Annotated in this window: 13 protein-coding genes and 1 pseudogene; 9 read left to right on the forward strand and 5 right to left on the reverse strand. The window is 64.5% G+C overall.

The genetic code is table 11. From position 1 onward, the window contains the following. Positions 1–171: 171 nt before the first annotated feature. Complete coding sequence (locus tag ACIA76_RS41620; RefSeq protein WP_397160827.1) at positions 172–2199, reverse strand: LuxR C-terminal-related transcriptional regulator; 2028 nt, start codon at positions 2197–2199, stop codon at positions 172–174. Positions 2200–2223: 24 nt separating this feature from the next. Here ACIA76_RS41620 and ACIA76_RS41625 point away from each other — a divergent pair, with 24 nt between their 5' ends. After that, positions 2224–2595 (forward strand): hypothetical protein, encoded by a 372-nt coding sequence (locus ACIA76_RS41625; RefSeq protein WP_397160832.1) that lies wholly within the window; start codon positions 2224–2226, stop codon positions 2593–2595. Here the strand turns inward: ACIA76_RS41625 and ACIA76_RS41630 are convergent. Next, positions 2536–2958, reverse strand: a pseudogene (locus ACIA76_RS41630) (ATP-binding protein); the annotation flags it as partial. The gene ACIA76_RS41625 and the pseudogene ACIA76_RS41630 sit on opposite strands and share 60 nt — an antisense overlap. A gap of 1729 nt (positions 2959–4687) precedes the next feature. On the opposite strand from ACIA76_RS41630, the gene ACIA76_RS41635 reads away from it, so the two are divergent. The 8 genes from ACIA76_RS41635 to nikE all read left to right on the forward strand — a co-directional run bounded on the left by ACIA76_RS41635 (position 4688) and on the right by nikE (position 14960). Beyond that, the gene (locus ACIA76_RS41635) at positions 4688–5143 is read left to right on the forward strand and encodes a hypothetical protein (RefSeq protein ID WP_397160786.1); all 456 of its coding nucleotides are present in this window, start codon (positions 4688–4690) and stop codon (positions 5141–5143) included. Then, the gene (locus ACIA76_RS41640; RefSeq protein WP_397160788.1) at positions 5140–5631 is read left to right on the forward strand and encodes a hypothetical protein; all 492 of its coding nucleotides are present in this window, start codon (positions 5140–5142) and stop codon (positions 5629–5631) included. Before ACIA76_RS41635 ends, ACIA76_RS41640 begins: the two co-directional genes overlap by 4 nt. A gap of 6 nt (positions 5632–5637) precedes the next feature. Next, positions 5638–6651: an MAB_1171c family putative transporter gene (locus ACIA76_RS41645; protein ID WP_397160790.1), complete on the forward strand. Its 1014-nt coding sequence runs from the start codon at positions 5638–5640 to the stop codon at positions 6649–6651. 233 nt (positions 6652–6884) lie between these two features. Then, positions 6885–9626 (forward strand): ATP-binding protein, encoded by a 2742-nt coding sequence (locus ACIA76_RS41650; RefSeq protein WP_397160792.1) that lies wholly within the window; start codon positions 6885–6887, stop codon positions 9624–9626. A 337-nt stretch (positions 9627–9963) separates the two neighbouring features. Then, positions 9964–11502 carry an ABC transporter substrate-binding protein gene (locus ACIA76_RS41655; protein ID WP_397160794.1) on the forward strand — a complete coding sequence of 513 codons (1539 nt, stop codon included), beginning with the start codon at positions 9964–9966 and terminating at the stop codon, positions 11500–11502. Position 11503: 1 nt separating this feature from the next. Next, the gene (locus tag ACIA76_RS41660; protein ID WP_397160796.1) at positions 11504–12460 is read left to right on the forward strand and encodes an ABC transporter permease; all 957 of its coding nucleotides are present in this window, start codon (positions 11504–11506) and stop codon (positions 12458–12460) included. Positions 12461–12495: 35 nt separating this feature from the next. Next, the gene (locus ACIA76_RS41665; RefSeq protein WP_397160798.1) at positions 12496–13311 is read left to right on the forward strand and encodes an ABC transporter permease; all 816 of its coding nucleotides are present in this window, start codon (positions 12496–12498) and stop codon (positions 13309–13311) included. Positions 13312–13313: 2 nt separating this feature from the next. Further along, the gene (gene nikE, locus ACIA76_RS41670) at positions 13314–14960 is read left to right on the forward strand and encodes a nickel ABC transporter ATP-binding protein NikE (RefSeq protein WP_397160829.1); all 1647 of its coding nucleotides are present in this window, start codon (positions 13314–13316) and stop codon (positions 14958–14960) included. Between the two features lie 21 nt (positions 14961–14981). Here nikE and ACIA76_RS41675 read toward each other — a convergent pair whose 3' ends face one another. The 3 genes from ACIA76_RS41675 to ACIA76_RS41685 all read right to left on the reverse strand — a co-directional run bounded on the left by ACIA76_RS41675 (position 14982) and on the right by ACIA76_RS41685 (position 25666). After that, positions 14982–15431 carry a MarR family winged helix-turn-helix transcriptional regulator gene (locus ACIA76_RS41675; RefSeq protein ID WP_397160800.1) on the reverse strand — a complete coding sequence of 150 codons (450 nt, stop codon included), beginning with the start codon at positions 15429–15431 and terminating at the stop codon, positions 14982–14984. Between the two features lie 434 nt (positions 15432–15865). Further along, positions 15866–19792 (reverse strand): type I polyketide synthase, encoded by a 3927-nt coding sequence (locus ACIA76_RS41680; protein WP_397160802.1) that lies wholly within the window; start codon positions 19790–19792, stop codon positions 15866–15868. Positions 19793–19822: 30 nt separating this feature from the next. After that, a complete protein-coding gene (locus tag ACIA76_RS41685) occupies positions 19823–25666 on the reverse strand; it encodes a type I polyketide synthase (RefSeq protein WP_397160831.1) in 5844 nt (1947 codons plus the stop codon). Positions 25667–25672: the final 6 nt, after the last annotated feature.

The raw sequence follows: 25672 nt of genomic DNA on the forward strand, positions 1-25672 counted from the left end.
ATCCACCGCCTTGCGGATACCTCATCCAACAGGTGTACTCCACCCAGCCCGCAACAGCGTCAAGCCCGGCGACATCACGAATTCAGTCTCTGTAAGACGCGACGTGTATGAATTCGTCGGCGCACACTGACCGTGAACCCGGCCGAGGTTCGGGCCACTCATAACTGTGGGTCACACACGAGACCACACGCGACGCGCAGAATCGCCGACCGCCTGCAACGTCCCGACTCCGTCGGTGTCCCGATGCCGCGCCGCCCTGCTGCGCGCGTCGGTCAGTATCGGAATTTGGTGTTGGCGGACTTTCGCCGGCAATTCCGAACGCCGGGACACCCCGAGCTTTTTGTAGCTGCGAGTGAGATGTTGTTCGACCGTGCTGACGGTGAGGTGAAGCCGCTCACTGATCTCGCGATTCGTATAACCGATCGCGGCCAGTGCAGCAACGCGTTTCTCCGCATCACTGAGCACCTGACCGGCGTCGAGATTCTCGGTGTCGATCGAGGTCGATCCGACCGAACGATAGGCCGTCGGTATGTCGATCCGGCACTGTTCGGCCTTCTCGGCACACTGCTCCGCCACCAGCCGCGCCTGATCGAACTCACCCAGTTCGTGGTACACCATCGACAGGTCCGCCAGCGCCCTGGCCATTCCCAGGTTGTCGCCGGATGCTTCAAACAACTGGATGGCCTCGCGCAGTGCCGCGGCGCTGCTTCGGGGCTGACCGGTCAACGACGCCGCCAACGCCCGCAGCGACGCCGCCTTGAGCTGCGAGCCAAGCCCGTTCGTCAGCTCCAATTGCTTCTCGGCCAGCTTCTTCGCCTGATCGGCTCTGCCCATGACAATGTGGGCGTACGCGAGATCGATCCGCCACGGCACCAGTGTCTGCATCGCCGGGTTCTTGTCCCGCATCAGCTGGCCGCACGTCTCGAAATCGTTGACCGCGGCCGATGCTCGGTCAGTCGTGAGGAAAAGATCGCCCCTGGCGCGCAGGTACCTGGCGCCGAATACGGTCCGGAACATCGACTCGGGAACCCGCCTGTTCAGCAGCGCCGCGGCCGCGGTGTACCTGCCCAGCGCGGCGCGGGCGTGGATCGCGGTGGACAGCGGCAAGCCGATCAGCACGCCCCAGCTCTCGGCACTCATCATATCCAGCGCCGCAACGGCTTTCTCCTCAGCGAGTGCGACATCGCCCTGCAGGAGCGCGATCTCACCGCGGATGCTGCTCAGCAGAGCCTGCCAAGTGGTGAACCTCCGGCGTTCGGCTTCGGCGACGAGTTCGTTGCACAGTTCGGCCGAGATGTCTCCGTGATCGACGACGGTCAGGACGAGCAGCGCCGTTGCGGCGATTTCCAGCGACATCTCATCGAGTCGACTGCTGCGGAGCACGTGGGCAAGATCGGTCACGGTCTCCTCGGTGGCGACCCCGCCCACCAGTGCAACCGTCTTGGGCCACAGCCCGTCGGCGACAAGCCTGGCCAGCCCTGCGGCTGCCGAGTTCTTCGGGAAGTGTTTGGGGGGTGCGCTGACGACTCCGTAAAACCAATGCCGAACGAACGTGAGCTCCGCGACAACGCGCGGATTAGCCGCCAACCATGAAAGCGGCATGGCGGCAAGACATTCTGACGCAGCGGCCAGATCGCCCTGCCACATCAGGTGAGCGATGACAGTGGCGGTATCACGGCCATCAAGCCCACCGGACCGCACATCGATAGCCAGCAGGCCAATCTGGCGTAGGGCCGCCGCCGGGTTACCTCGCCACTCCACTCGAGCGATGGCCAGGCTGATCTCATGACGCACCTGCTCGTCGTCACAGTAGCGCAGAGCGAGATTCAGGTACCTCATCGCCCGATCCACGTCATCAACGACTGCGGCGTCGGCGGCTGCCTGCCGCAAGGCCGCCAGTCCCCACTTCTGCGCTACATCGTCGGCGCTGCAGAGATGCTCGGCTATTTCCGTGGATTCTCGCCCCTCGAGAAACAACAGACGCGCGGCCCGACCGTGCAGAGACGTTCGCTCGACGGGTTCCAGATCACCGCACAGGGCGGACACCGCCGTCGAATCGCGGAAGCGGAGATTCTCGACGAGTCCGCCCGCGGTCAGTTCGTCGACCGCGGACTCGACCGCAGCGGGCGGCATTCCGACCAGCGCAGCCACGCGACGGACCGAGGCGAGTTCGCCGAGGACCGCGATCGCACGGGCCACCCGTGCCTGCTGTGGTTCCGCGCGATGCACATAGGTCAGTATCGCCTGGCGGTAGGTCGCACCGGCCGTGGGAACACAGCCGTCCCCCGCACCACCGAAGTGATCGTCGGCGAACAGGGCGTGGATCATCATCGGATTGCCACCGGTCGTCCGGTGATATGCTACGGCCACTTCCGGGCTTACCTCGCGGCCGGTGATCCACGAGAGCAGTTCTGCCACACCGCCTTCCGACAACGGTGCCAGCTGTATACGGTCGTGTGGCTGCCGCTGCGGTTCACGCCCGGTGGCCACGATCATCACCGGATGAGTACTGGCGCGGCGGACCAGGAATTCAACCACCGACGCCGATCGGTCGTCGATCAGGTGGAGGTCATCGACGACGATAACGACCGGTGACTCCTCCGCGAATTCCACGATTGCCGCCCAGATATCGTGCAGTATCGGGGCGTCATCAGGCCCCTCACCCAGCCTGTCCAGTAACGGCAGAGCCGCCTCGACATCTCGCAGCAACTGCCGGGCCGACATCAGCGGTCGCGCCCGTTCGGTCTCCGATCCCGCTGCGAACAGCAATCGGACGTCTTGCTGCGCGACCTCACGGCAGAACTCATGCAACAGCCCGGTTTTTCCGGTGCCGGGACAACCACCGAGTAGGACGAGGCGGCCGTATCCCTTCGAGCATTCCGCCAATATTCTGCGTAGTTGTTTCAGATGCTCGCGCCGCTCTAACAGTGGCATCATTCCCCCAGATTTCACGCACATTGATCGATATACCTAAAGCTATCATTCAAAAAGCCGAGAATAAGGTGGATCAAACACGCAGCCGATACGCAAGTTTCATCGCCGGAATCTCCGCCGGCAGATGCATGCAAACCATTTCACATACCCCAGCCACCATCGAGCTCGTTCACAAGTCTGGCTTAATGGGCTGCATACAGTATGGCGATACGAGCTACCGCATGGTTCAAATGCGAAGGGACACCTCCGGTTATCGCCACCCGCCCAGCGCACCCACGTAGCCGAATATGCGAGGATCCGGCGATGACGACCGAACCAACTCGACTCCTGGAGGCATACCGGTTCCGGTCGTGGCTACTCCATTTCGACATGGCCTCAAACCCTCGACTACTGAATGCACTTCCAAGTTACCAAGCATGCGAAACCGCATTCTGTTACTCCTACTCGTGTAGCTATCCGTGAAGTAGATACGTCCGATTAAGTCACGTCCACGCCGGACGTTGCCATGCAATCAAAATAACCGTCCGCATCGGCCGGTGGTCCGTTTAGCAGCCTTGTCGTATCGTGTTGCTCACACTTTCGTACGATCGCCAGCATGCTCTCGCATGCCATCACCGTTCTCGAATCGCGTCGCGATCCGCTCCTGGCTGCGGCGGGCCGCCTGTAGCTGATCGACTGTGCCGCAACATGATCGCGCACCTCGGAGCCAGCGCCCGCGATGGCGAGTTCGCTTTGCCGACTCCGGGCGCGATGCGCGGACCGACACCGATCCAGGCACCGTCGCCGATCCACAGCCGCTCACCTAAAATCTTTGCGCGAGCAGCAATTTGAGCACCGTGACCCACAGCTGCATGTCGTATCGCCGCCCGGGAACCCGACGAAAGCTGCTCAGCCCAACGTAGATTCGTCAACAGCGCCATGGCGGGACCAGGAGCCGAGCTGTCCAAAGGAAGATCACCCATGGGCCCACCCTCAGAAGTGAAGCGTTTACTAGTCTTGCTGACAGCATACTGGCACTGAGCCGATACCGGCAGGAGGTAACTCCATGTGATCTGCATCACCGAGGGCGGCCTGAAACCATCCCGCACTCCACGGATGGGCACTAGCCTTCAGATCATCCCCAGATCGAATGCGCCACACCACATCTCGCGCCGACGTTCGATGTAGGGTCCTACAGTGCCCGTGGATCACACAGGACGCTTCGGTTCCTTGCGTACCCGGGTGGGTTCCACGACGCACGACATGACCTGACAACGACGTCAATCCCTACTACCCGTTCGCGCCGGGCAACTCGGAAGGAAGTCGTCGATGGTCATCCGCGTTTCATGCCTGTCGTTCGCGTTCTTCACGCGGCATTGGCGTGCCGGTTATGCGCCCGTTCGGTGAGGGCGAGCTGCTCGCGTCGCCGTCGACCGAAAGGCTGCGCGAGCTCGGCTGCACAATGCGGAGCGGGGCCCTGCTGCGCTGTGCGCTCGCGCGGCCCCAGGTTACTTCGGCGCTGGCGGCGACCTCTCGCCGAGAACACTTCGGTGACAACACGACTGCGGGACTGCCGGGGACGCTCAGACCGGCCGACGCGGCCAGGTACGCACAGTCAGTCCAGAGCTCCCAGGCCGAACGACAACCCATGCCTGCTAGTATACTGGCGGCAGTTGACCATTCGTACACTCGGTGCCAGCTACGACCTACGCCTGCCGGCGGTCCGAATCGGCAACTGCCCACCATCGAAGGCCTCGGCGAACGGAGCGATTGAGTGGAATCGAATGGCGGTGGTGAAACCTTTGCGGATCGGCTCGACTACCTATTCTCGATAGCGGGTTACCACGATGCTCAGAACCGGTGGCGCAATTTCAGCACCGGCGAGGTCGCTGACCTGATCAGCCAGTCCGACGACACATACCACGTCAAGCTGTCCCGCAGCTACCTCGGGATGCTCCGGTCCGGACGCTACTCGAACCCGTCCATAGCCGTGGTCATCGCACTCGTTCGGTTCTTCAACGACCGTCGGCCCGAGGGATATCCGGAAATCAGTGTTGATTGGCTCGCGTCGGGCGTTCCCGGGCCGAAGGATTCGACGCTCGCAAACAAAGAGCTCTCGCCGTTGGCGGACCAGCAGGTTCGGCAGATTGCGATGCGTGCCGGAAAAATGACGCCGGAATTACGGAGCCAGCTCATCGCGATTCTCGACATGATGGACGGAAAGAAATGACCATCGCTCGATTCCCGAATATGCAGACATGCCGAAGATACGTCCGCTCGCTGCGGCTCGAGCCGTATGCGAGCGCCTACGAACTGTGCGACCAGATGAGTTCGCTGCGGGCCCGGCCAATTCGCGTCGTTGAATGGCGACTACCGATTCCGGGCCCCATGGGAGTCTGGATCGCCCGCGAGTGCGACGACGTCGTGGTCGTGCAGGAGCTGGCTACCCGCAGCCACCGCGATCACATCGTGCTGCATGAACTTGCCCATATTCTGTGCGAGCACGAAGGAGAAACGCTGCCGGGCTACGAACCGGAGCTCCCCGTACTCAACGGCGTCGCCACCGAGGGTGCGACCCTACGCTTCCGATCGGCCTACGACACCACCTCGGAGCGGGAGGCCGAGCTGCTTGCCGTCGCTTTCGCCGAGCAACTGACCGACGACCTCCTCGAACCACGGATCGAGTGGGACGTGCACAGATACTTCGCCGGGAGCTGATCCGACATGGCCGCCATCCTCCAGTATTATCTGTCCGGATTTTTCTGCGTCGCCCTGGTGGTGAAGATCGTCGAATTGCGCTTGAGACCGCAGCGCAACCAACGCACGACAATGTTGATGGCCTCGTTGAGCAGCTTCACTGTCGCCACCCTGGCGGGCATCCCCCCTCTCCGCCAGACGATTCCGTTCGAGAACATTCCCGGCGTGGCAACGATCACGATGGATACCGGTGCGTCCATCAGCCTGGCACTACTTGCCGAGTATCTATGGCGACCACTGCGGCACAGTCGCGCCGATCCATGGTGGCGCAGTCGACTCTTCGCGTCCGCATGCGTGGTCAGCGCCCTCCTGGCCGTGCTGATGGCGACGACACCGCCCACACAGCGCACCAACCCGCTGCAGGAACAATACACCGGTAATTGGAAGATCGTCAGCATCTATATTATCGGAAATCTATTCTTTCTCTGCTGCTCGACGGCATCCGCGATCGCCTGTATGCGAATCACACGAATTGTGCACGGTCACGTCGCAATCAGTCTCGGCGTGGGTGCGATCGGAATGGCCGTGTACGCCGTCACCTGCATCAATCGCCTGGTTCTCGTGGCCGTACAGCACACGCCAAGTGGCTGGTTCATCTGGTATGGCAAGCTCAATTTCATTTTCACCCAAACGGCGTTGCTCACCTTCGTGCTCGGCCTGCATTTCACGACCCTGTGGCGCATTTCGGCGGCGATTCGACGGTCGTACGACGATCTGCAGAATTTCCGACGCCTTGGGCCGGTCTGGAAATCGCTCACCACAGAGTTTCCGCAGGTTGTACTGCCGCCGGAGCGCGGACTGCACGGGCTACGGGATCGCATCGACATCTCGTATCGGAAATACCGTCGAGTGATCGAGTGCCAGGATGCCCTGCTTTTGTTGAGCGCATATCCGGTCGGCGAGAATATCGGCACAGGATCACTCCATGATCAGATGAAACTGTTGCACTCGCTGTCATCGACGTATCGCACGACAGCATGAAGACGAGGATGCTGCGATGCAGCTCAGAAAACTGTCGGAACAGTTGGGAGTGAGCCCGCCTTCCATCAGGTACTTAGCGAAAATCGGCCACGCGAGACAGAATTTTCTATCGACATAAGGACAACTTGTAGTAAGTTCTGTTTGGAACTAGTTCGATCGGCGAGGGTAGCGGATAGGCACCGCGTCAACGGCCATAGCCGATTAGCATCAACGGTCAGCAAAAGGGGGCGGATGTGGCATTGGTCCAGCGGGATGAACAACTTGGTCTTATCGAGCGATTAATTCAAGATTCCGGTACCGACCGGGGCAGTCTCGTGCTAGTCAATGGCCCCGCCGGGTGTGGGGTCACCACACTGTTACAGGAGGTCGCCACTCGGGTCGCGGCTGCCGGTGCGATCGTCCTGCGCACTTTCGGCTCGGAGAGCGAGCGAGACCTGCCGTTCGAGCTGGTGGCTCAGCTGTGGACGTCGGCGGAGACGGGACACCCTGAGAATTCTGACCTTCATTGTCTCTCGACCTCCGGCCATGCCTCGTCTCAATACGAAACCACCGGGTATGCAACCGTAGCTCGGCGATTATGGAACTGGATTTCCGGGCTGGCCGCCCATCGCACCATCGTCATACTCGTCGACGACGTCCAGTACGCCGACGAGCAGTCGGCACAGTGTCTGTCTTTCCTGGCACGGCGCCTTTCCAGAGCACGTGTCGTTATGGTTCTTGGAAACCAGCCTCACCTCCGCATCGCGCATCCACGGCTGAGCACCGAACTACTGAGTTTGCCGAACTGTCACCGGACTCGGGTCGGCCCACTGAACATTTCCGGAGCCGTCCAGCTGGCAGCAACCTTCGACATCGTCGACGACGAGATCACCGAGCAGTTGTGGAGCCGCAGTGGTGGAAATCCATTGCTGCTGACCGCCTTGCTGGAAGACCACAAGCGCGCCCGCAACTCGACTACACGCGCCATGTTCGCGACAAATCCGAATGAAGCGTTCGCAGACGCGGTACTGACATGCCTGTACCGATGTGAGCAGCAAGTCATCGACACGGCACGCCTGCTGGCTACTGTCGGTGCGGATATGCCATCGCATCTAATTGAGTCGCTACTGCGCAGCGAAGCCTCGCCAGCAATCCCGAACTTGTCCGTGCTCGACCAGACGGGCCTGCTGTACGGATTCCGTTTCCGTGATCCGGTCGCGAAAGCGACCGTGCTGCACGCTGTTTCGACCGAGCAGCGGGCCGAACTACATCTGCGCGTCGCCGAATGCCTGCACGACTCCGGCGCGACGTGCGATGTCGTGGCAAAACATCTGCTGTTAGCCGATTCCCCGCTCCCAGCATGGGCGGTTCCGATCCTGCACGAGGCGGGCGTGCAGGAACTGGACTCCGGTCGGCCCGAAGAAGCGGTTACCGTGCTCACTGTGGCCCACCGCGAGTCGACCCACGAACGGCAGGGGGCGATGATGCTGGCCTTGTTGGCCGATGCGGAGTGGCAAATCGATCCTCCCACTGCGATGCGTCGGCTCACCGAACTCGTCGACCTCGCTGCCAACGGGCACCTGCGTCGACAGGAACTCGCGCGGATCGTCGGCAGGCTGTTGTGGTGCGGGCGCTATGCCGATACGCAGAGGTTGCTCAGTTACTGGGACACATGCCCGAAGCACCTCGATGAGGGTCGCAACCTCGAACACCACGTGCTCGAGATGTGGGTGAAATACACCTACCCCGTCCTGCTGGAAGCTGATCCATCGCTACTGGCCTGCGACGACGCCCAGATCACCTCGGCCGAGATCACCGCCAGCCCGGGAGTGCAGGCCGCGTTGCTGACCTCCGCGTTGCTCTACGGTGACGACGCGGACCTGGTTGGCGGTGCGGAACGGCTTCTGGAGAACTGGGATCTGCGTAGCTCGACCTTTTCCCCACTGAGCACGGCCCTGAGCACCCTGATCCAAGCGGACCGCACGGACCTGGCCCGCGTATGGTGCGACAGGTTGCTTGCGAGGGCCTCCGAGCTCGGGGTCACCACGTGGATCGCCGCGCTGCACAACATCAGCGCGGAAATTTCGCTCAGCGAGGGGGACTTCGCTGGTGCGCTGAAAAGCGCCTCCGCGGCGCTCGAACGCCTGCCCGCTCTAGGGTGGGGCGTGACCATCGGGCGCCCGATGGCGACCTTCGTGCTGGCCGCCACGGCACTCGGCGAGTATGAACAAGCCGCCGACCTACTGCGCCAACCGGTTCCAGACGTGATGTTCCAATGTCGATACGGACTGTATTACTGGCACGCTCGAGGGCACTATTACCTCGCCAGGGACCGCCCGCAGCTGGCTATTGACGACTTTCGGGCTTGTGGTGATCGCATGGTGCGGTGGCGGCTGGACTCGCCACAGGTTCTGCCCTGGCGGGCCGACCTTGCTCGCGCCTACCTGCGTATGGGAGAACATGCCGAGGCCGAGAAGTTCCTCGAGGAACAACTCGCGATGACCGCGCCCCGGTTCCGCGGCCTGCGCGGCATCGCGCTTCGATTACTCGCGACAACTCGGACGCGGTCCGACCGCTTGCCGATAATCGAGGAGGCGGTCGCACTACTGCGCCAAACCAGAGTACGTCACGAGTTGTCTGCTGCGATAAGTCAACTCAACGATACGCGTCGGCTCGGTCCCGTCGCACAGACGGGCCAGGCTCCCCTACATACCCTCGTCGAGATCGAAACATCGACTCGTCAGATGCAAGGAACAGCCTCGGCACCGGTGATCCAGCCGCAGGCCGGGCGCCTCGACACGCTCAGTCAGGCCGAGTTACGGGTCGCCGCGCTGGCCGCTCGAGGACACACCAACCACCACATCGCCAGGAGGCTGTTCATAACGGTCAGTACTGTCGAGCAACACCTAACCCACGCCTATCGGAAGCTCGGCGTGCGGGGCCGACGGGACCTACCGAAACAACTGCGGCTCTCCCGAGCCGACCTGGCCGGTTGATTCCCACCGGAAGTGCCGTCAGCTACCGGCGCACCCGCTGAATCGGGGGCGGATCTGCTGCATGACCGTCGCTGCGGCGTGCGCGCCTCCTCGGCCCAGCCAACCATTGCCCAGCGAACCCCTACGACCCCTGCCAGACGCCTCATATTGGATAAATACCGCCCTCCGAACTTACGGACAGCAGTAGCTCCCGCGGCGAGATACGTGACCATCCTTCAAAAAGGGAGAGACCTTGCTAGGTAAGCGGAACAGCGCTATCCCTGGTCGCGGAGCGAGCGGGTGTCTCGGCGCGCTGGCAATCGTCGCGGCATTTCTAGCTGTCTGCGGCAGCACCTCCATGACGCCCGAAGTGGCCGCGGGGCCTCTGCAGCCGGGCGGGACTTTGCGGGTCGGGCTCTCAGGCAATCCCGACTGCCTTGACCCGCAGCAAAGTGGGACCGCGGCCAGCCTGACCGTCGGCCGTCAGCTGGTCGACTCACTGACTGACCAGGACCCGGTCACCGGGGCGCTGCACCCGTGGCTCGCGAGCCACTGGGAGGTCAGTCCGGATGCACGCAGCTTCACCTTCCACCTCCGCCCCGGCGTCACGTTCAGCGATGGAACCCCGCTCGACGCCGCTGCAGTCCGAACGAACCTTTACGCAATCGCCGCGCTGGGGGCAAAATCCCAGGTCGGCGCCACTTATCTGGCCGACTATACCGGCGCGACCGTGCTCGACCCGACCACGGTTCGAGTTGATTTCGCCGCCCCGACGGCGCAGTTTCTCCAGGCCACATCCACCCCGACTCTTGGCCTGCTAGCCCCTGCGGCGTTCGCCGCCAGCCCGGAACAACGCTGTCAGGGCACCCGGCTGATCGGGTCGGGCCCGTTCGTTCTCCAGAGCTACACCCCCGACCAGGAGGTGACGCTACGCAGGCGGGACCACTACGACTGGCCGTCCATGCTTGCACGGCATATCGGACCCGCATATCTCGATCGGATCCGATTTCCCGTCATCTCTGAGTCCGGTGTCCGTTCGGGCGCCCTGGTCTCCGGAGAACTCGACCTCGCTACCGACATCCCACCGCAAGACGAAGCGGTGTTCGACGGCAACGGCTTCCACCTGATGACTCGCTCCAATCCCGGAATCCCGATCACCCTGCTCCCCAATATGGCGCGTCCGGTGCTGAGTGAGGCCGCGGTCCGTCGAGCCATCCAGCACGGACTCGATCGTCAGCAGATCGTCGATGCTCTCCTCAGCCCCCGCTATCACCCGGCCACGGGGGTGCTCGCCGCCTCGACACCGTTCTTCGTGTCTGAGAACGGGCAGCTTCGTCACGACCCCACAACGGCGCAGCAATTACTAGAAGCGGCGGGATGGCGTCGAGGCCCGGACGGGATTCGTGTCAAGGACGGTCACCGGCTGTCGATCGACGTGATCTTCACCGCGGACATCGTGTCGAGCCAGAACATCCTTCTGCTCATCCAGCAGCAGTTGCGAGGCATCGGTGTAGAGCTGCGCCTACGGCAGCTCACCGTCGGGGGGGCCATCGCAGCGCAGGCGTCAGGCGATTTCGACCTCACCCTGGTGAACCTGACGCGCGCTGATCCGGACGTGCTGCGCATGACCTTCTCCACTCGCTCACGCAACCCCGGCCGGTTGCGGCCGGGACCATTGGATGACCTACTCGAAGCGCAGGCCACCGCCATCGATCCAGTCAGGCGGCAGGCCGCCGTCCGTGCGGCGCTCGACGATATCGTCGGTCAGGCGGCCTCGATTCCAGTGTGCGAGTTGAACCAGGTAGTGGCGTTCAGCAACACTACCCACCAACCTGCCTTCGACGGCTCGTCCCGACTCAAGCTCTACGACACGTGGACCGCCACCAGGGAGGGTTGACATGTTGCGTTACCTGCTAGAGAAGATCCTCTCCGCACTCTTCGTGCTATGGGCGGCGTTCACCGCAAGCTTCGGCCTGCTGTACGTCCTTCCAAGCGACGCCGTGGCGATCAAGGTGCAAGGTCTGGAACATGCAACAGTGGACCCCATTGAGGTGCAGCAGTTACGTGCACAGTTCGGCCTCGACGGCCCGTGGTGGCAGCAATACCTCCGGCTACTGTGGCACGCGCTCCACGGTAATCTCGGCATCTCCGTCCAGACCGGCGCTCCGGTGGCGGATATGGTCGGACATGCTCTGCCGAACACTGCTTCGATCGCGGTCGCGGGCTTGGTACTTGCGGTGGTGTTCGGCACGGCGTTGGCGCTAGCCGCCGCCTACGCCGAGTGGAAGCCGCTGCGCCGGGCGCTGCTTCAAACGCCCGCCATGGCGATCTCGGTTCCTCCATTCTGGCTGGGTCTCATGCTCATCCACCTGGTGTCGTTCCGGTGGCGCGTGCTGCCCGCGTTCGGCGACCAGGGTTTACGCAGCGTCGTGTTGCCCGCGATCACCATCGCGGTGCCAACCGCCGCAGTGATAGCACAGGTTCTTGGGCGGAGCCTGCGGACCGCGATGGCGGCGCCCTATGCGGACACCGCCCGGGCCAAAGGGGCCAGCCGGGCTCGGGTTGTGCTCCGACATGCGTTCCGCAACGCGACCATGCCAGCCATAACGACCACCGGTCTCATCGCCGGGAGCCTGCTCGTCGAGACGGTCACCGTGGAAACGGTGTTCTCCCGCGCCGGCATCGGTCGGCTAACAGCGACGGCGGTGGCCAACCAGGACGTCCCAGTGGTGCTGGGTGTCGTGCTCTTCGCGGCATTCGTGTTCGTCCTGGTCAACCTCTTGGTCGACCTCGTCCACCCGCTGGTCGACCCGCGCGTGGTCAGCCGCTCCAGGCTGAGGGAGATGGAAGCGTGAGCGAGGCCGTGTTCGCGGAACCGCGGTATCGGGCAGTGCTGCGCAGCGTGGCGAACAGCCCTGGCCTCGTGATCTCCGGATTGGTCGTTCTGCTCGTGCTCGGTTGGGCCTTTGCGCCCAGCCTGTTCGCGGCCCAAGATCCGCTGGCGATCAACCTCACTGAACGGCTTCGGCCACCAGGCGGCGAGCACGTGTTCGGTACCGACCAGCTCGGCCGCGACATGTACTCCCGTATTGTCTACGGCGCTTCGTTGTCGATGCGCACCACGATCCTTTCAGTGGTGCTGGCGACCGCGTGCGGTGCGGTTGTGGGTGCGGTCGCCGGTTTCGTCGGGGGCTTCCTCGACCGCGTGCTCATGCGGCTGGTCGACGTGCTGTTGGCGGTACCGTCGATGCTGCTCTCGTTGGGGGTCGTGACTGTCCTGGGATTCGGCGGCACGAATATCGCGATTGCGGTGGGCGTCGCGATGGTTGTTCGGCTGGCACGGGTAATGCGCGCCGAGGTTCTGCGGGTCTGCGGTTCGACCTACGTGGAGGCCGCGTGGGTGTCCGGTATGCGCATGCCCGGAGTGCTCGCCCGCCATGTGGTGCCCAATGCCGCGGGGCCGGTGCTCGTGCTGGCCGTGTTGGAGTTCGGCGCCGTCATGCTGCAGATTTCTGCGTTGAGCTTCCTCGGCTTCGGTGCCCCTCCGCCGACGCCGGAGTGGGGTTCGCTCGTCGCCGACGGCCGTGACTACCTGATATCGGGCTGGTGGTTGAGTGCGCTGCCTGGGCTGACGATCGCCGCCGTGGTGCTGTCGGTCAACCGCACCGCCCAAGCCCTGGAGCGAACGCGAGGTACGTCCGGGTGAGAATGCCTACCGAGACCCTGCTGACGATCCGAGATCTGCACGTCGATTACGGCGCTGGTTGGCGCACGACGCAGGCGGTACGCGGGGTCGACCTGATCGTCGCGCCGGGCGAGGTTGTCGCGCTGGTCGGTGAATCCGGGTCCGGGAAGAGCACCATAGCCCTCTCCACGCTGGGACTGTTGCCGCCGACAGCCTCGGTCCGGACGGCGGAACTCTCCTTCGCCGGCACGGAGCTGACGGCGCTCTCCAACGAGCGCATGCGGGATCTTCGTGGTCTACGCCTGGGGCTGGTCCCGCAGGATGCGTCGATGTCGTTGAACCCCGTGCAGCGCATCGGCGACCAGGTAGCAGAAGTGTTGCGGATCCATGACGTGGTACCCAGCCGAGCCGCGGCCGGCCGGGCGGTGGAACTGCTCGCCGAAACCGGGCTGCCCGATCCCCTGGTGCTGGCGCGTCGGTTCCCACACCAACTCTCCGCCGGAATGCATCAACGAGTCCTGCTGGCCATCGCGATGGCCGCACGCCCCCGACTGCTCGTAGCCGACGAGCCGACCAGTGCGCTGGACGTGATCACGCAACGTCTCGTGCTGGACCGGATCGGCGAACTGACCCGTACGCGGGGCACCGCGGTACTGTTGGTGACCCACGATCTGGCCGTCGCCGCGGATCGCGCGGACCGGATCGTCGTGTTGTCGGCGGGACGGGTCGTCGAGCAGGGATCTGCTGCAGAAGTTCTGACCGCTCCCCGCGAGCACTACACCCGGGTACTCGTCGCAAGCGTCCCAGGCATGACGAGCACCCGGTTGCGCGAGCCGTCGCTACCTGCCGACGCGGTGGAACTCCTGCGCGTGGACGGCCTCGTCAAGGAGTTCCCGCTGCCCGGCGGCGGTCTTCAGCGGGTCGTCGACGGCATAGACCTTTCCCTCTGCCGCGGCGAAACCCTCGCCCTCGTCGGCGAATCCGGGTCGGGCAAGTCCACCACTGGCCGACTGGTGCTCGGCCTGGAGCGACCGACGTCCGGCGTGATCGCGGTGGATGGGGAGCGAGTCGATGATCTACCTGGCCGCCGGCGGCGTACTCTGCGGCGACGGATGCAATTGGTTTATCAGGACGCTCGCGCCGCACTGGATCCGCGGATGTCCATTGCGGACATTGTGGCGGAGCCTTTGCGCGCGTTCCGCGTCGGAACCCGGGGCGAGCGCCGGGAACGGGTCGCCGAACTCCTCGACCACGTGCAGTTGTCCTGCGATGTAATGTCCCGCAGACCTGCGGAACTCTCCGGCGGGCAGCGGCAGCGGGTGGTGATCGCTCGGGCGCTGGCGCTCCGACCCGACCTGCTTGTGTGCGACGAGCCTGTGTCGGCGCTCGACGTCACGGTGCAGGCGCACATCCTGGAGCTGCTCGCACGGTTGCAGTCCGAGTTCGGGCTCGGCTGCCTGTTCATCACCCACGATCTCGCCGTCGCGCGGCAGATCAGTGATCGGATCGCGGTGTTGCGGCGCGGTCGGCTGGTTGAGACCGGTGCGACCGAGGACGTCCTCGAGCACCCCCAGCACCCCTACACCGCGGAGCTGGTCGATGCCATTCCAGGACAGCGCTGGGCCAGTGATATCGACATAACCGAGCGATCCACCGATGAACGCGTCTGACCCTGTGCGGAGCTGACGGTTTTATCGTGCGGCAGAGGACCGTTGCGGAACAACACCGGCTGCGTCGACTCCTACTGCGGCGACTGGTGCCGCAGTGAAGGACCATCGATCGGCGCTCATCCGCTCCAGCTCGGCGACTAGTTCCATCAGTCCCTCGACGATCTTCGCCCGCCGCTCGGCGTCGAGCCCGCCCAGAAGCCGCGCCTCCACCGCGAGCTGACGGGGGAACAGTTCGTCCACCACCTGCCGGCCCTGGTCGGTGAGTTGGACCAGCGAAGCACGCCGATCGGACGTGCTGGGACGGCGGCTGAGCAGTGCGCGGCGTTCGAGCTTCGCCAGAATCTTGCTGGTGGCGGCGCGGGATCGGTGGGTCTGCTCGGCTAATTGCCGCGCGATAACCGGCCGGTCCGCATAACGCAGGATCAACATTACGTCAAGCTCGGGTGAGGTTATCTCCGCACCGTCGAACACCGGTTCCACCGCGAGCGCGAGTACCGCATGTGCACGTTTGAGCGGACCGAGGATATCCATCGAGGATGTGTCCAGCTCCGGCCTTGCGCGCTGCCACTGCTCACGAGTGCACTCCGGTAGGGGTTGCATGGATGACCGTCCCGCATATCGTTAACCAGTGAACTAACGGTAGTCTATTTCTATTATCATAGCTGCTGCTCGCACTCGTCACGCGTGGGTGCCGGAGCCTCTTCCCGCAGAACAGTGCAAACCCGGCGGCGTGCGGCCGATGCTGGCTTCCACCGGCGGGCCGCTGCGGTACAGCCGCACGCCGAGTTCGCGAGTTCGCTCGAGGAGAGTGCGTTCGATCTCGGCTTTCGGGAACGGTATAGAAAGCGGTCGCTCCGCGGCGCCGACCACGACCCCATCCCCGCGGGTATCCGTCTCGGCTCTCATCACCCTCGTCCCAAGGGGCGCAGCCAGGCCCGCACTGCGTCGGCCGTGCTGTTCGAATGCTGTTCCAGGACGGTGAAGTGGTCGCCGGGCACGTCGACCACGTCGTGCGGCAGCGGCCAGAATGCCTGCCAACGTTCGCCCGCCTGCGGCAGTGGTTCCGCCGCACGCACCAGCAGGGTGGGCGTGGCGACCGGGCCCGGCTGCCAGGACTCGAACATCGCGGAGTACGCGCCGACCGCGGTGAGCCTGGTGCCGTCAAGGGGAAAGTCGAAGCGGTCCAGGCGGTCGAGCATGCCCTGCACCATCGCAGGCAGCCACCAGTCCATGCCCGGCACCCCCGGGGTGTCGACCGGGAAGGTGTCGATCAGCACCAAACCGTGGGGCCTGGCACCGAGCTCCTCCAGCCGAGCGGTGACAGCATGAGAGATGCAGCCACCCATCGACCGGCCGAGCAAGGCGAACGGTCGCCCGCCGACCGTGTCGAGCACGGTCCGCGCATACACGTCGAGCAGGGCGTCCGCGGTGTCGGGAAGCTGTTCGTCGTCGCGGAAGCCGGGCGCAGGTATGATGATTACCTCGCGTTCCCCGGCAAAGCACCGTCCGAACCGAGAGTATTCGTAAGGGGTCGACATTGCGCTGGTCGGCATGAAACACACGATGGGGTCGGCCGGACCGGTCGCCAACCGCACCGGCGCGATCGCATGGTCGGCGAACTCCGCCGCGCCGAACCGACGCCGGGCCATCGCCGCGGCGGTCAGCACCGCAGACGCTGCGGCGTATTCCTCGTTCCGGCACAGTCCGATGTAGACGCTGGCGAGTGGGTCGTCGGACAGGATCTCAGGCGTAGACGGCGGGTCGGTGAGCAGCACACCGAGGTAGTCGGCGATGGCGGCGGACGTGGGCTGGTCGATTACGAGGGTCGTGGGCAGGTCTAGTCCGGTGTCGGCGGCGAGCGCGGTGAACAGCTCTACGGCGGTCAATGATGTCATTCCCAGTTCCAGGAGCGGTGTTTCGACTCCTACCGCGTCAGCGGTGGAGCCGAGTACCCCCGCGACGCGTTCGGCGACCGCCCGCCGCAGGGTGTCGCGGCGGGCCTCGCCGTCGAGCTGGGCGACTTGCCTAGCCAAATGCGGTGTCGCATCACGGACCCCGGCGTTGGGTGGCACCGTGTCCGCCTCGCCCCGGATAATCGCAGGGTCCAGCCAGAAGCGGGAACGCTGGAATGCGTAGGTGGGCAAGTCGATCCGACTCGCACTGGTTCCGGCGAACAGCGCTGACCAGTCGATTTCGCTGCCGCGGACGTACGCCTGGGCTGCCGCGGCCAATACACCGCGAACCTCGTCGCGATCGCTGCGCACCGCCGGGACGGCGGCGACCGCGCCGGGGCGGGATGTGCCGTTACGGACGAGCGCGGACAGTACGCCGTCTGGACCCACCTCGATCAGGGTCCGCACCCCTTGTTGGTCGAGGGTCTGGACGACGTCAGCGAACCGTACCGTGGCCCTGGCGTGCCGGACCCAGTAGTCCGGGTCACAGAGGAGTTCACCGGTCGCCAGTTCCCCAGTCACTGCCGATACCACGCTGCGCTCCGGTTCCCGATAGGTCAGCGACCTCGCTACAGTCCGGAACTCCTCGAGCATGGGCTCGACAAGCGGCGAGTGGAAGGCGTGTGAGACAGTCAGCCACCTGATTCGGTGACCTGCGCTGCGCAGCCGGTCCACGATCCGATCGACCGGCCGCGCGGCCCCGGACACCACGACCGCCGCCGGACCGTTGACCGCAGCCAAGTCGACGTCGTCTGGGTACTCGTCCACCAGCGGCCGCACGTCCGACTCAATGGCCTCTACTGCGACCATGACGCCGCCGGAGGGCAGCTGCTGCATCAGCCTTCCTCGCGCCGCGACGAGTGCGGCAGCGTCGGGCAGTGAAAACACCCCGGCCACATGCGCGGCGGCGATTTCGCCGATCGAATGACCCGCTAGCACGTCCGGGCGCAGTCCCCAGGACTCCAGCAGCCGCACCAGCGCGACCTCGAATGCGAACAATCCCGCCTGGGCATATTCGGTGTGGTTCAGTGAATCGACCTCGGTGGACTGTCCGAGGACGACATCGAGCAACGGCAGCTCCAGGCGCCCAGCGAACTCGGCGCAGATCGCGTCGAAAGCCGTGACGTACGTGGGGAACTCGCGGTAGAGCTGTCGTCCCATTCCGATCCGCTGAGCACCCTGCCCAGTGAACAGGAATCCGAGAGGTCCAGGGCTGGGTGATCCGGAAATGACGTCGGCGACCGGTCTGCCCCATGCAAACGTTCGCAGCATCTCGGGACCGGTCTTCTCGATCAAGACAACGGCGCGGTTATTGTGCGTGGTGCGTGTGGTGAGCAGCGAGTAGCCGATATCCGCCGGGTTTTGTTCAGGATTGCTGTCGAGGTGGTCGGCGAGCTTCTGTGCCTGCGCCCGCAGTGCAGCATCGCCCCGCGCTGACAACACCCAGGGAACGACGGACAGTTCCCGTTTCCTCTCCTCCGACACGTTCTCCGTTTCGAGGGGCGCCTCTTCCACGATGACGTGCGAGTTGGTGCCACTGACACCGAACGAGGACACCCCGGCGCGGCGCGGATGACCATTCCGCGGCCACGTCCGAGACTCCGTCAGCAACTCCACCGACCCACTCGACCAATCCACATGCGACGACGGCGCATCCACATGCAAAGTCTTGGGCAGCATCTCGTGCTGCATCGCCAAAATCATTTTGATCACGCCCGCCACCCCGGCCGCAGCCTGGGCATGCCCGATATTCGACTTCAACGACCCCAACCACAACGGCCGATCCGCCGAACGCCTACCGTAGGTCGCCAAAATCGCCTGCGCCTCAATCGGATCACCCAACGTCGTACCCGTACCATGCGCCTCCACCGCATCCACACCGGACGGGTCGATACCGGCGTTGGCCAAAGCAGCCCGGATGACGCGCTGCTGGGATGGCCCGTTGGGCGCGGTAAGGCCGTTGGACGCACCGTCCTGATTGACCGCCGAACCCTGAACGAGCGCAAAGACCCGATGTCCGTTGCGACGAGCATCGGAAAGCCGCTCCAGCAACAGCAGACCAGCCCCTTCTGCCCAGATCGTGCCGTCGGCAGACTCGGCGAACGACTTGCAGCGACCGTCCGGCGCGAGGCCGCGCTGCCGCGAGAAGTCGACGAACGGAAACGGAGACGCCATCACGGCGATTCCGCCGGCCAAGGCCAGCGTGGACTCCCCCGACCGCAACGACTGGCACGCCAAATGCAACGCCACCAACGACGACGAACACGCCGTATCCACCGTCACCGCCGGACCCTCGAAACCGAACGTATACGACACCCGACCCGACACCACACTCCCGGCGCTGCCGGTACCAACGAACCCCTCCACCCCTGCGGGCCAGCCATTGGCGGCCGTGGCGTACTCGGTTCCGGTCGATCCGACGAAGATCCCAGTACGGGAACCGCGCAATATCGCCGGATCGATCCCCGCCCGTTCCAGAACCTCCCACGAGGTTTCCAACAGCACCCGCTGTTGCGGATCCATCGCCAACGCCTCCCGTGGCGAGATCCCGAAGAAGCCTGCGTCGAATTCCGTTGCGTCGTAGAGGAACCCACCGCTATCCACGTAGGTCTTACCAATTCTGCCAGGGTAAGGGTCGTATAGTTCCGAAATATCCCAGCCGCGGTCGGTGGGGAAGCCAGAGATCGCGTCCCGCTCGTCGACCAGCAGCTCCCAGAGCGCATCCGGTGAGTCGACACCGCCCGGTAGGCGGCAGGCCATACCCACCACCGCAACTGGCTCGGTCGCCGCATATTCCAGTTCGCGGATCCGTCGGAGCGCCTCGCGGTTCTCGGTGAGTGCGCGTTTGAGATAGCTGCGCAGTTTCTCTTCGTCAGCCATGGTTTTCACCTCACTTTCTCAGGTCCGGGTTCAGGCGGGCCGGTCGTGGTCCATCAGCTCGAACAGCTCCTCGTCGGTGGCCGACTCGATGTCGATGCCGTTGTCCTGGTCACCGTGGTCCCAGCGGGAGGAAATCGACCGCAGTCGAGCCGCGAGATCGCTGTTACCGTCGGCCCCTTCCGCCGACAGCGCCTCCAGCTCGGCCACGAGGTCCGCTGCGCTACGCAAGGTGTCGGCTTTGCCTAGGTCGCTGTGGATGCGGCGCACCACGGCGGTCAGATTCGGCTCGTCGAATACGAGGGTCGTGGGCAGCCGGAGTCCCGTGGCCACGTTGAGTCGGTTGCGCAGTTCAATCGCGGTCAGAGAGTCGAAGCCGAGTTCGGAGAACGGCCTTATCGGGGTCAGGGCCCCCGGTTCGCTCCAGCCGAGAACGGCGGCCACCTCCGCACGAACGAGGTCGTGAAGTACCGCCTGTTGGTCGGGCGATGCCAGCCCAGCGAGTCGTTCCACAAGTTTTGACTGGTCCGGCACCGGCAGGAGTGTCACGTCGCTGGTTTTCCGCGGTTTCGCCGGTAGCCAATAGTGCTGGTGCTGGAAGGCGTAGGTGGGTAGTTCGACGGCTCGTGCTCCGGAATATATCGGTGACCAATCGACTGCGACTCCGGACACATGGAGAGCTGCGACTGATCGTAGGAATCTGTCCAGGCCACCCTCGTCGCGCCGCAGCGTGCCCGTTGCCACTACGGTGTTTTTGCTGCCTTCGGCAGTTTCCTCGACTGCCGACACCAATACCGGGTGTGGGCTGATTTCGACGAACGCCTCGAATCCCTCCCCCAGCAGGCGGCGGGTGGCCGGTTCGAACAACACCGTCTCACGCAAATTCCGGAACCAGTAGCCTGCATCCAGTTCCGCGGTATCGATCCACTCGCCGGTCACTGTGGACAACATGGGTACCCGGCCCGACTGGGGTTGCACTCCGGCAAGCAGCTGCGTCAGTCCCTCACCTATCTCGTCCACGTACGGTGAGTGTCCTGGTAAATCGACGTCGATACGCCGGACACGAATCTGCCGGGACTCGCAATCCGCCACGACACGATCCAGCACTCCCCGATCACCGGAGATCACCACCGACCTCGCGCCGTTGACCACAGCAATCGACGCCCCGGTTCCCCACCTGGCCAGCCGATCCCGCGCCTCGCCCACCGGAAGCGCGACCGACACCATGCCCCCACGGCCGGACAGCCCAGCAAGCGCCCGACCGCGCAGTGCGACGATCCTTGCTCCGTCTTCCAGCGACAAGCCCCCAGCCACACACGCTGCGGCGATCTCCCCCTGGGAATGCCCCACCACCACATCCGGTACCACACCAAAGGACTCCCAGACCGCCGCCAGCGACACCATCACCGCCCACAACACCGGCTGTACCACGTCAACCCGGTCCAACGACGGCGCATCCGCTTGCCCTCGCAGCACCTCGACGACGTCCCAATCCACGAACAATCGCAATGCCGTCGAGCATTCCATCAGCCGTTCGGCGAAGACCGGCGACTCACCCAACAGCTTCACAGCCATCCCGACCCACTGCGAACCCTGCCCTGGAAACACGAACACCGATTTCCCGTCGCTCAGAGTGACATTGTCGGCGACCACCGACGGAGCAGGCTCACCCGACACGAAAGCGGCAAGCCCGGAACGCAATTCGGCCCGTCCGGTGCCCACCAGCACAGCGCGACGCGCAAGCAACGGCCTCGTCGCCAGCGAACGCGCGATATCGCGGACGGACAGGTCCGGGTGCGAGTCCAGGTGCTCCAGCAGTCGCCCGGCCTGCCCTCGCATTGCGTCCTTATCACGCGCCGACAACACCCATACAGCTGGCCCGGCGAGCTCCCCGCCAGATTTCTCATCAATCTTCTCCGCTTCGGGCCTTCGATCGGTGGTCTGCGCTTCGGGCTCCTCGACAATTACGTGGGCATTGGTGCCGCTGACACCGAACGAGGAAATCCCGGCTCGTCGTGAACGACCGTTCCGTTCCCACCGCCGAGAAGCCGTGAGCAGTTCCACCGATCCGCTCGCCCAATCCACATGCGACGACGGATGATCCACATGCAAAGTCTTCGGCAACCTCTCGTGCCGCATCGCCAAAATCATCTTGATCACGCCCGCCACCCCTGCGGCGGCCTGGGTGTGCCCGATATTCGACTTCAACGACCCCAGCCACAGCGGGCGCTCACGATCCTGCCCATAGGTCGCCAGGATTGCCTGTGCCTCGATCGGATCACCCAATGCCGTACCAGTGCCGTGCGCTTCAACGACATCGACATCGGACGCCTCAAGACCGGCAGCGGCCAGCGCGTTCCGGATCACCCGCTGCTGAGCCGGACCACTCGGCGCCGTCAACCCGTTCGACGCCCCATCCTGATTCACCGCCGAACCACGCACCACCGCCAACACCCGATGACCGTTACGGCGAGCATCCGACAGTCGCTCCAGCAACAACAACCCCACACCCTCGGACCAGACGGTCCCGTCGGCCGCGTCCGCAAACGACTTGCAGCGACCATTCCGAGCCAGCCCACGCTGGCGGGAAAACTCCACGAACAGCTCCGGCGTGAACATTACGGCGACTCCGCCGGCCAGGGCGAGCGTGGACTCACCGGACCGCAACGACTGGCACGCCAAATGCAACGCCACCAACGACGACGAACACGCCGTATCCACCGTCACCGCCGGACCCTCGAAACCGAACGTATACGACACCCGACCCGACACCACACTCCCGGCACTGCCATTGCCGAGATAACCCTCCAGGTCGGCAGGCACCTCCTCGACACGGGAGCCGTAATCGTGGTGCATGTGACCGGCAAAAACCGCGGTTTGACTGCCGCGCAGGGTGATTGGGTCTATACCCGCGCTTTCGAACAGCTCCCATGAAGTCTCCAGCAGAAGACGCTGCTGCGGATCGGTGGCCAACGCCTCCCGCGGCGAGATCCCGAAGAACTCGGCATCGAAACCCCCTGCGTCATAAAGGAACCCGCCCTCACGAATATAACTCGAACCGGGCCGCTCACCCTCTGGGTCGTACAACGACTCGGTATCCCAGCCCCGGTCATCCGGGAATCCAGAAATCGCATCCACCTCATCGGCCACCAGCCGCCACAAATCCTCCGGCGACGCAACCCCACCCGGGAAACGGCACGCCATCCCGATAACGGCAACCGGCTCCCCGGCGGCCGCGGTGGTCACTGTGGCTGCCTCCGGTTCGGGTGTGGCGCCGAGGATTTCGGTGCGAAGCAGGTTCGCGAGAGCGGCTGGAGACGGGTGATCGAACACGAGCGTCGCCGGTAATCGGATCCCGGTCGTGCCAATCAGCCGGTTGCGCAGTTCAATCGCCGTCAGCGAGTCGAAGCCCAGCTCGGTGAAGGCTTGGGTGTCACCGATCCGCGCGGTGTCGGAGTGGCCAAGCACCGCAGCGGCCTCCCGCCGGATCAGGGCCAGCAGTCGACTGCGCTGCTCCGCAGCGGGAAGCCTAGCCAACTGGGCGGGGAGGGAAGTGTCGGGTGTTCCGGCGTCGCGGGCCGTCGGTCGACGCCTCGGAACGAGATCGCGCAGCAGAGTTGGGCTGAACTCGGTGCGCCCATGCAGTGGGGTCAGGTTCAGCCGGACCGGAACCACGGTGGCATGGTCGCTACGCAGCGCGGATTCGAACAAGGCCAGGCCGTCGTCTTCGCTCAATGGCACGGTCCCGTGGCGGGCCATCCGGATGTGGTCGGTGCGGTCCAGTTGCGCGGTCATGCCGCTGGCCCGCTGCCACAGTCCCCAGGCGAGGGACTGGCCGGGTAAGCCGTGCTGGCGCCGGTAGCGGGCGAGCGCGTCCAAGAAGGCGTTCGAGGCCGCGTAGTTCCCCTGCCCTGCGCCACCGAAAACGCCTGCGGCAGAGGAGAACAGCCAGAAACCGGCCAGATCGAGATGCCGAGTGAGCTCGTGTAGGTACCACGCGGCGTCCACCTTCGGCGCGAACACAGCACGAACCCGGTCCGGGGTCAACGACCCGACGACCCCGTCGTCAAGGGCTCCGGCCGCGTGCACGACCGCGGTCAGTGGATGTTCTGCGGGAATGGCGGCGAGTAGCGCGGCTATTGCGTCACGGTCGGTCACGTCGCATCGGACCGCCGAGGCGGTTGCGCCAGCCGTCGCGAGCTTCGCGATGAACTCGGCGGCGCCAGGTGTCTCCGGCCCGCGCCGCCCGGTCAGCACCAAGTGCCGCACCCCGTGCTCGGCCACGAGCCAGCGGGCGACGAGCTTGCCGAGCATGCCAAGGCCGCCGGTCAGCACCACGGTACCTTGCACATTCAGCGGCGGCGCCGCACCGTCCTCGGGTATGAGGCGGCCGAGCCTGGGCACCGAGACAACGCCGTCGTGAAGGGCTAGCTGATCCTCGTCTCGCACAACCGCGACGGCGAGAGCCGCGCGGATGCGCCGTTGCGATTCCTGCCGATCGTCGAGGTCCACGAGGACAAATCGACCCGGCTGTTCAATCTGCACGGACCGCACGAGCCCCCACACCGGGGCACTGCCGAGATCCACCGGCCCGTGGACCGCTCCCTGGGTCACGACGACGAGCCGGGAACCGTCGAACCGGCTATCGGCGAGCCAGCGCTGTACGAGAGCCAAGGTTTGCTCGGTGGCGGCGTAGGCAGCGGCGACGGGATCCGCGCCAGGCGATGCGGGAGCACTGAGTACGATGTTGGGCAAGTCGTCGCCGGGGTTGTCCAGGTCGACGAGCCCGAATGCTCTGTCGCCGAGAATGGCTTCCACCTGCTCGGCATATTCGGTAACCACCCCGATCCGGGGTTCGACGCAGCCTGCGGTGTCGACCTCGCGCCAATCGACGGCAAATAGGGGCTCTCGAGAAGTGACCGGTGTTGGCAACCCGACGCGTAGCACAAGGGAATCCACGGAAGCGACCGGCGCACCGGTGGAGTCCGCGAGCTGCAACGACAACGAATCCGCGGAGTGTCGCATCAGCCGCACCCGGAGGGCGGTGGCGCCGGACGCCCACAACCGCACTCCCCTCCACTCGAATGGCAGACGGTTGCTTCGATCTATGCCCTCGCGGGCATCGTGCAACGCGACCGTGTGGAGTGCCGCGTCGAGGAGCGCCGGGTGGATTCCGAACCGAGTGGCCTCTCCATGCTGCGGTTCGGGGAGAGCGACCTCGGCGAAAAATTCGCCGTCGCGTTCCCATGCTGCGCGCAGGCCCTGGAACGCCGGCCCGAATTCCAAGCCTGCCGCCGCGAGCCGATCATATGCATCGCTGACGTCGACCTGCTCCTCCGACGGCGGCCAGGAGGTCAGTGCGAACGGCGTGGTTGCCCGCTCGGGAGCGAGGACGCCGGTAGCGTGCGTGGTCCACCCCGCGTCAGTGTTCTCGCGGCGGGAGTGGATCGACACCGGGTGGCGTCCGGAGTGGTCCGCTTCCTCTACCGAGACCTGGATCTGGACCGGTTCGTCCGGTCGTAACATCAGCGGCAGCTCGATAACGAGTTCGTCGACAACGTGGCAACCGACCTCCTCGCCAGCGCGCATCGCGAGTTCGACGAAGCCTGTACCCGGCAACAGCACGGTCCCGCGCACAACGTGGTCCGCCAGCCAGGGGTGCGTCGCGAGAGATAGCCGACCGGTAAGAAGCGTTCCATCCGAGTTGGCGATGGATACGGTGGCCCCGAGCAATCCGTGTCCGGCACTGCCGAGACCACAGGCGGCCGGGCCCTCAAAGTGTCGATAAGCAGAAGTCAGCCAGTAGTGGTGTCGTTGAAATGCATACGTAGGCAAGTCGACGATCCGTCCTCCGGGCAACGTCGGTGACCAATCCACTGCGAC

It is taken from the genome of Nocardia sp. NPDC051570 (assembly GCF_044454005.1).
GTDB lineage: Bacteria > Actinomycetota > Actinomycetes > Mycobacteriales > Mycobacteriaceae > Nocardia.

Bases quoted from the DNA above. Each gene is read 5' to 3' on its own strand.
- ACIA76_RS41625 (WP_397160832.1), top strand. From the start codon at position 2,224: ATGCACATAGGTCAGTATCGCCTGGCGGTAGGTCGCACCGGCCGTGGG.
- ACIA76_RS41640 (WP_397160788.1), top strand. From the start codon at position 5,140: ATGACCATCGCTCGATTCCCGAATATGCAGACATGCCGAAGATACGTC.
- ACIA76_RS41645 (WP_397160790.1), top strand. From the start codon at position 5,638: ATGGCCGCCATCCTCCAGTATTATCTGTCCGGATTTTTCTGCGTCGCC.
- ACIA76_RS41655 (WP_397160794.1), top strand. From the start codon at position 9,964: ATGACGCCCGAAGTGGCCGCGGGGCCTCTGCAGCCGGGCGGGACTTTG.
- ACIA76_RS41660 (WP_397160796.1), top strand. From the start codon at position 11,504: ATGTTGCGTTACCTGCTAGAGAAGATCCTCTCCGCACTCTTCGTGCTA.
- nikE (WP_397160829.1), top strand. From the start codon at position 13,314: ATGCCTACCGAGACCCTGCTGACGATCCGAGATCTGCACGTCGATTAC.
- ACIA76_RS41680 (WP_397160802.1), bottom strand. From the start codon at position 19,792: ATGGCTGACGAAGAGAAACTGCGCAGCTATCTCAAACGCGCACTCACC.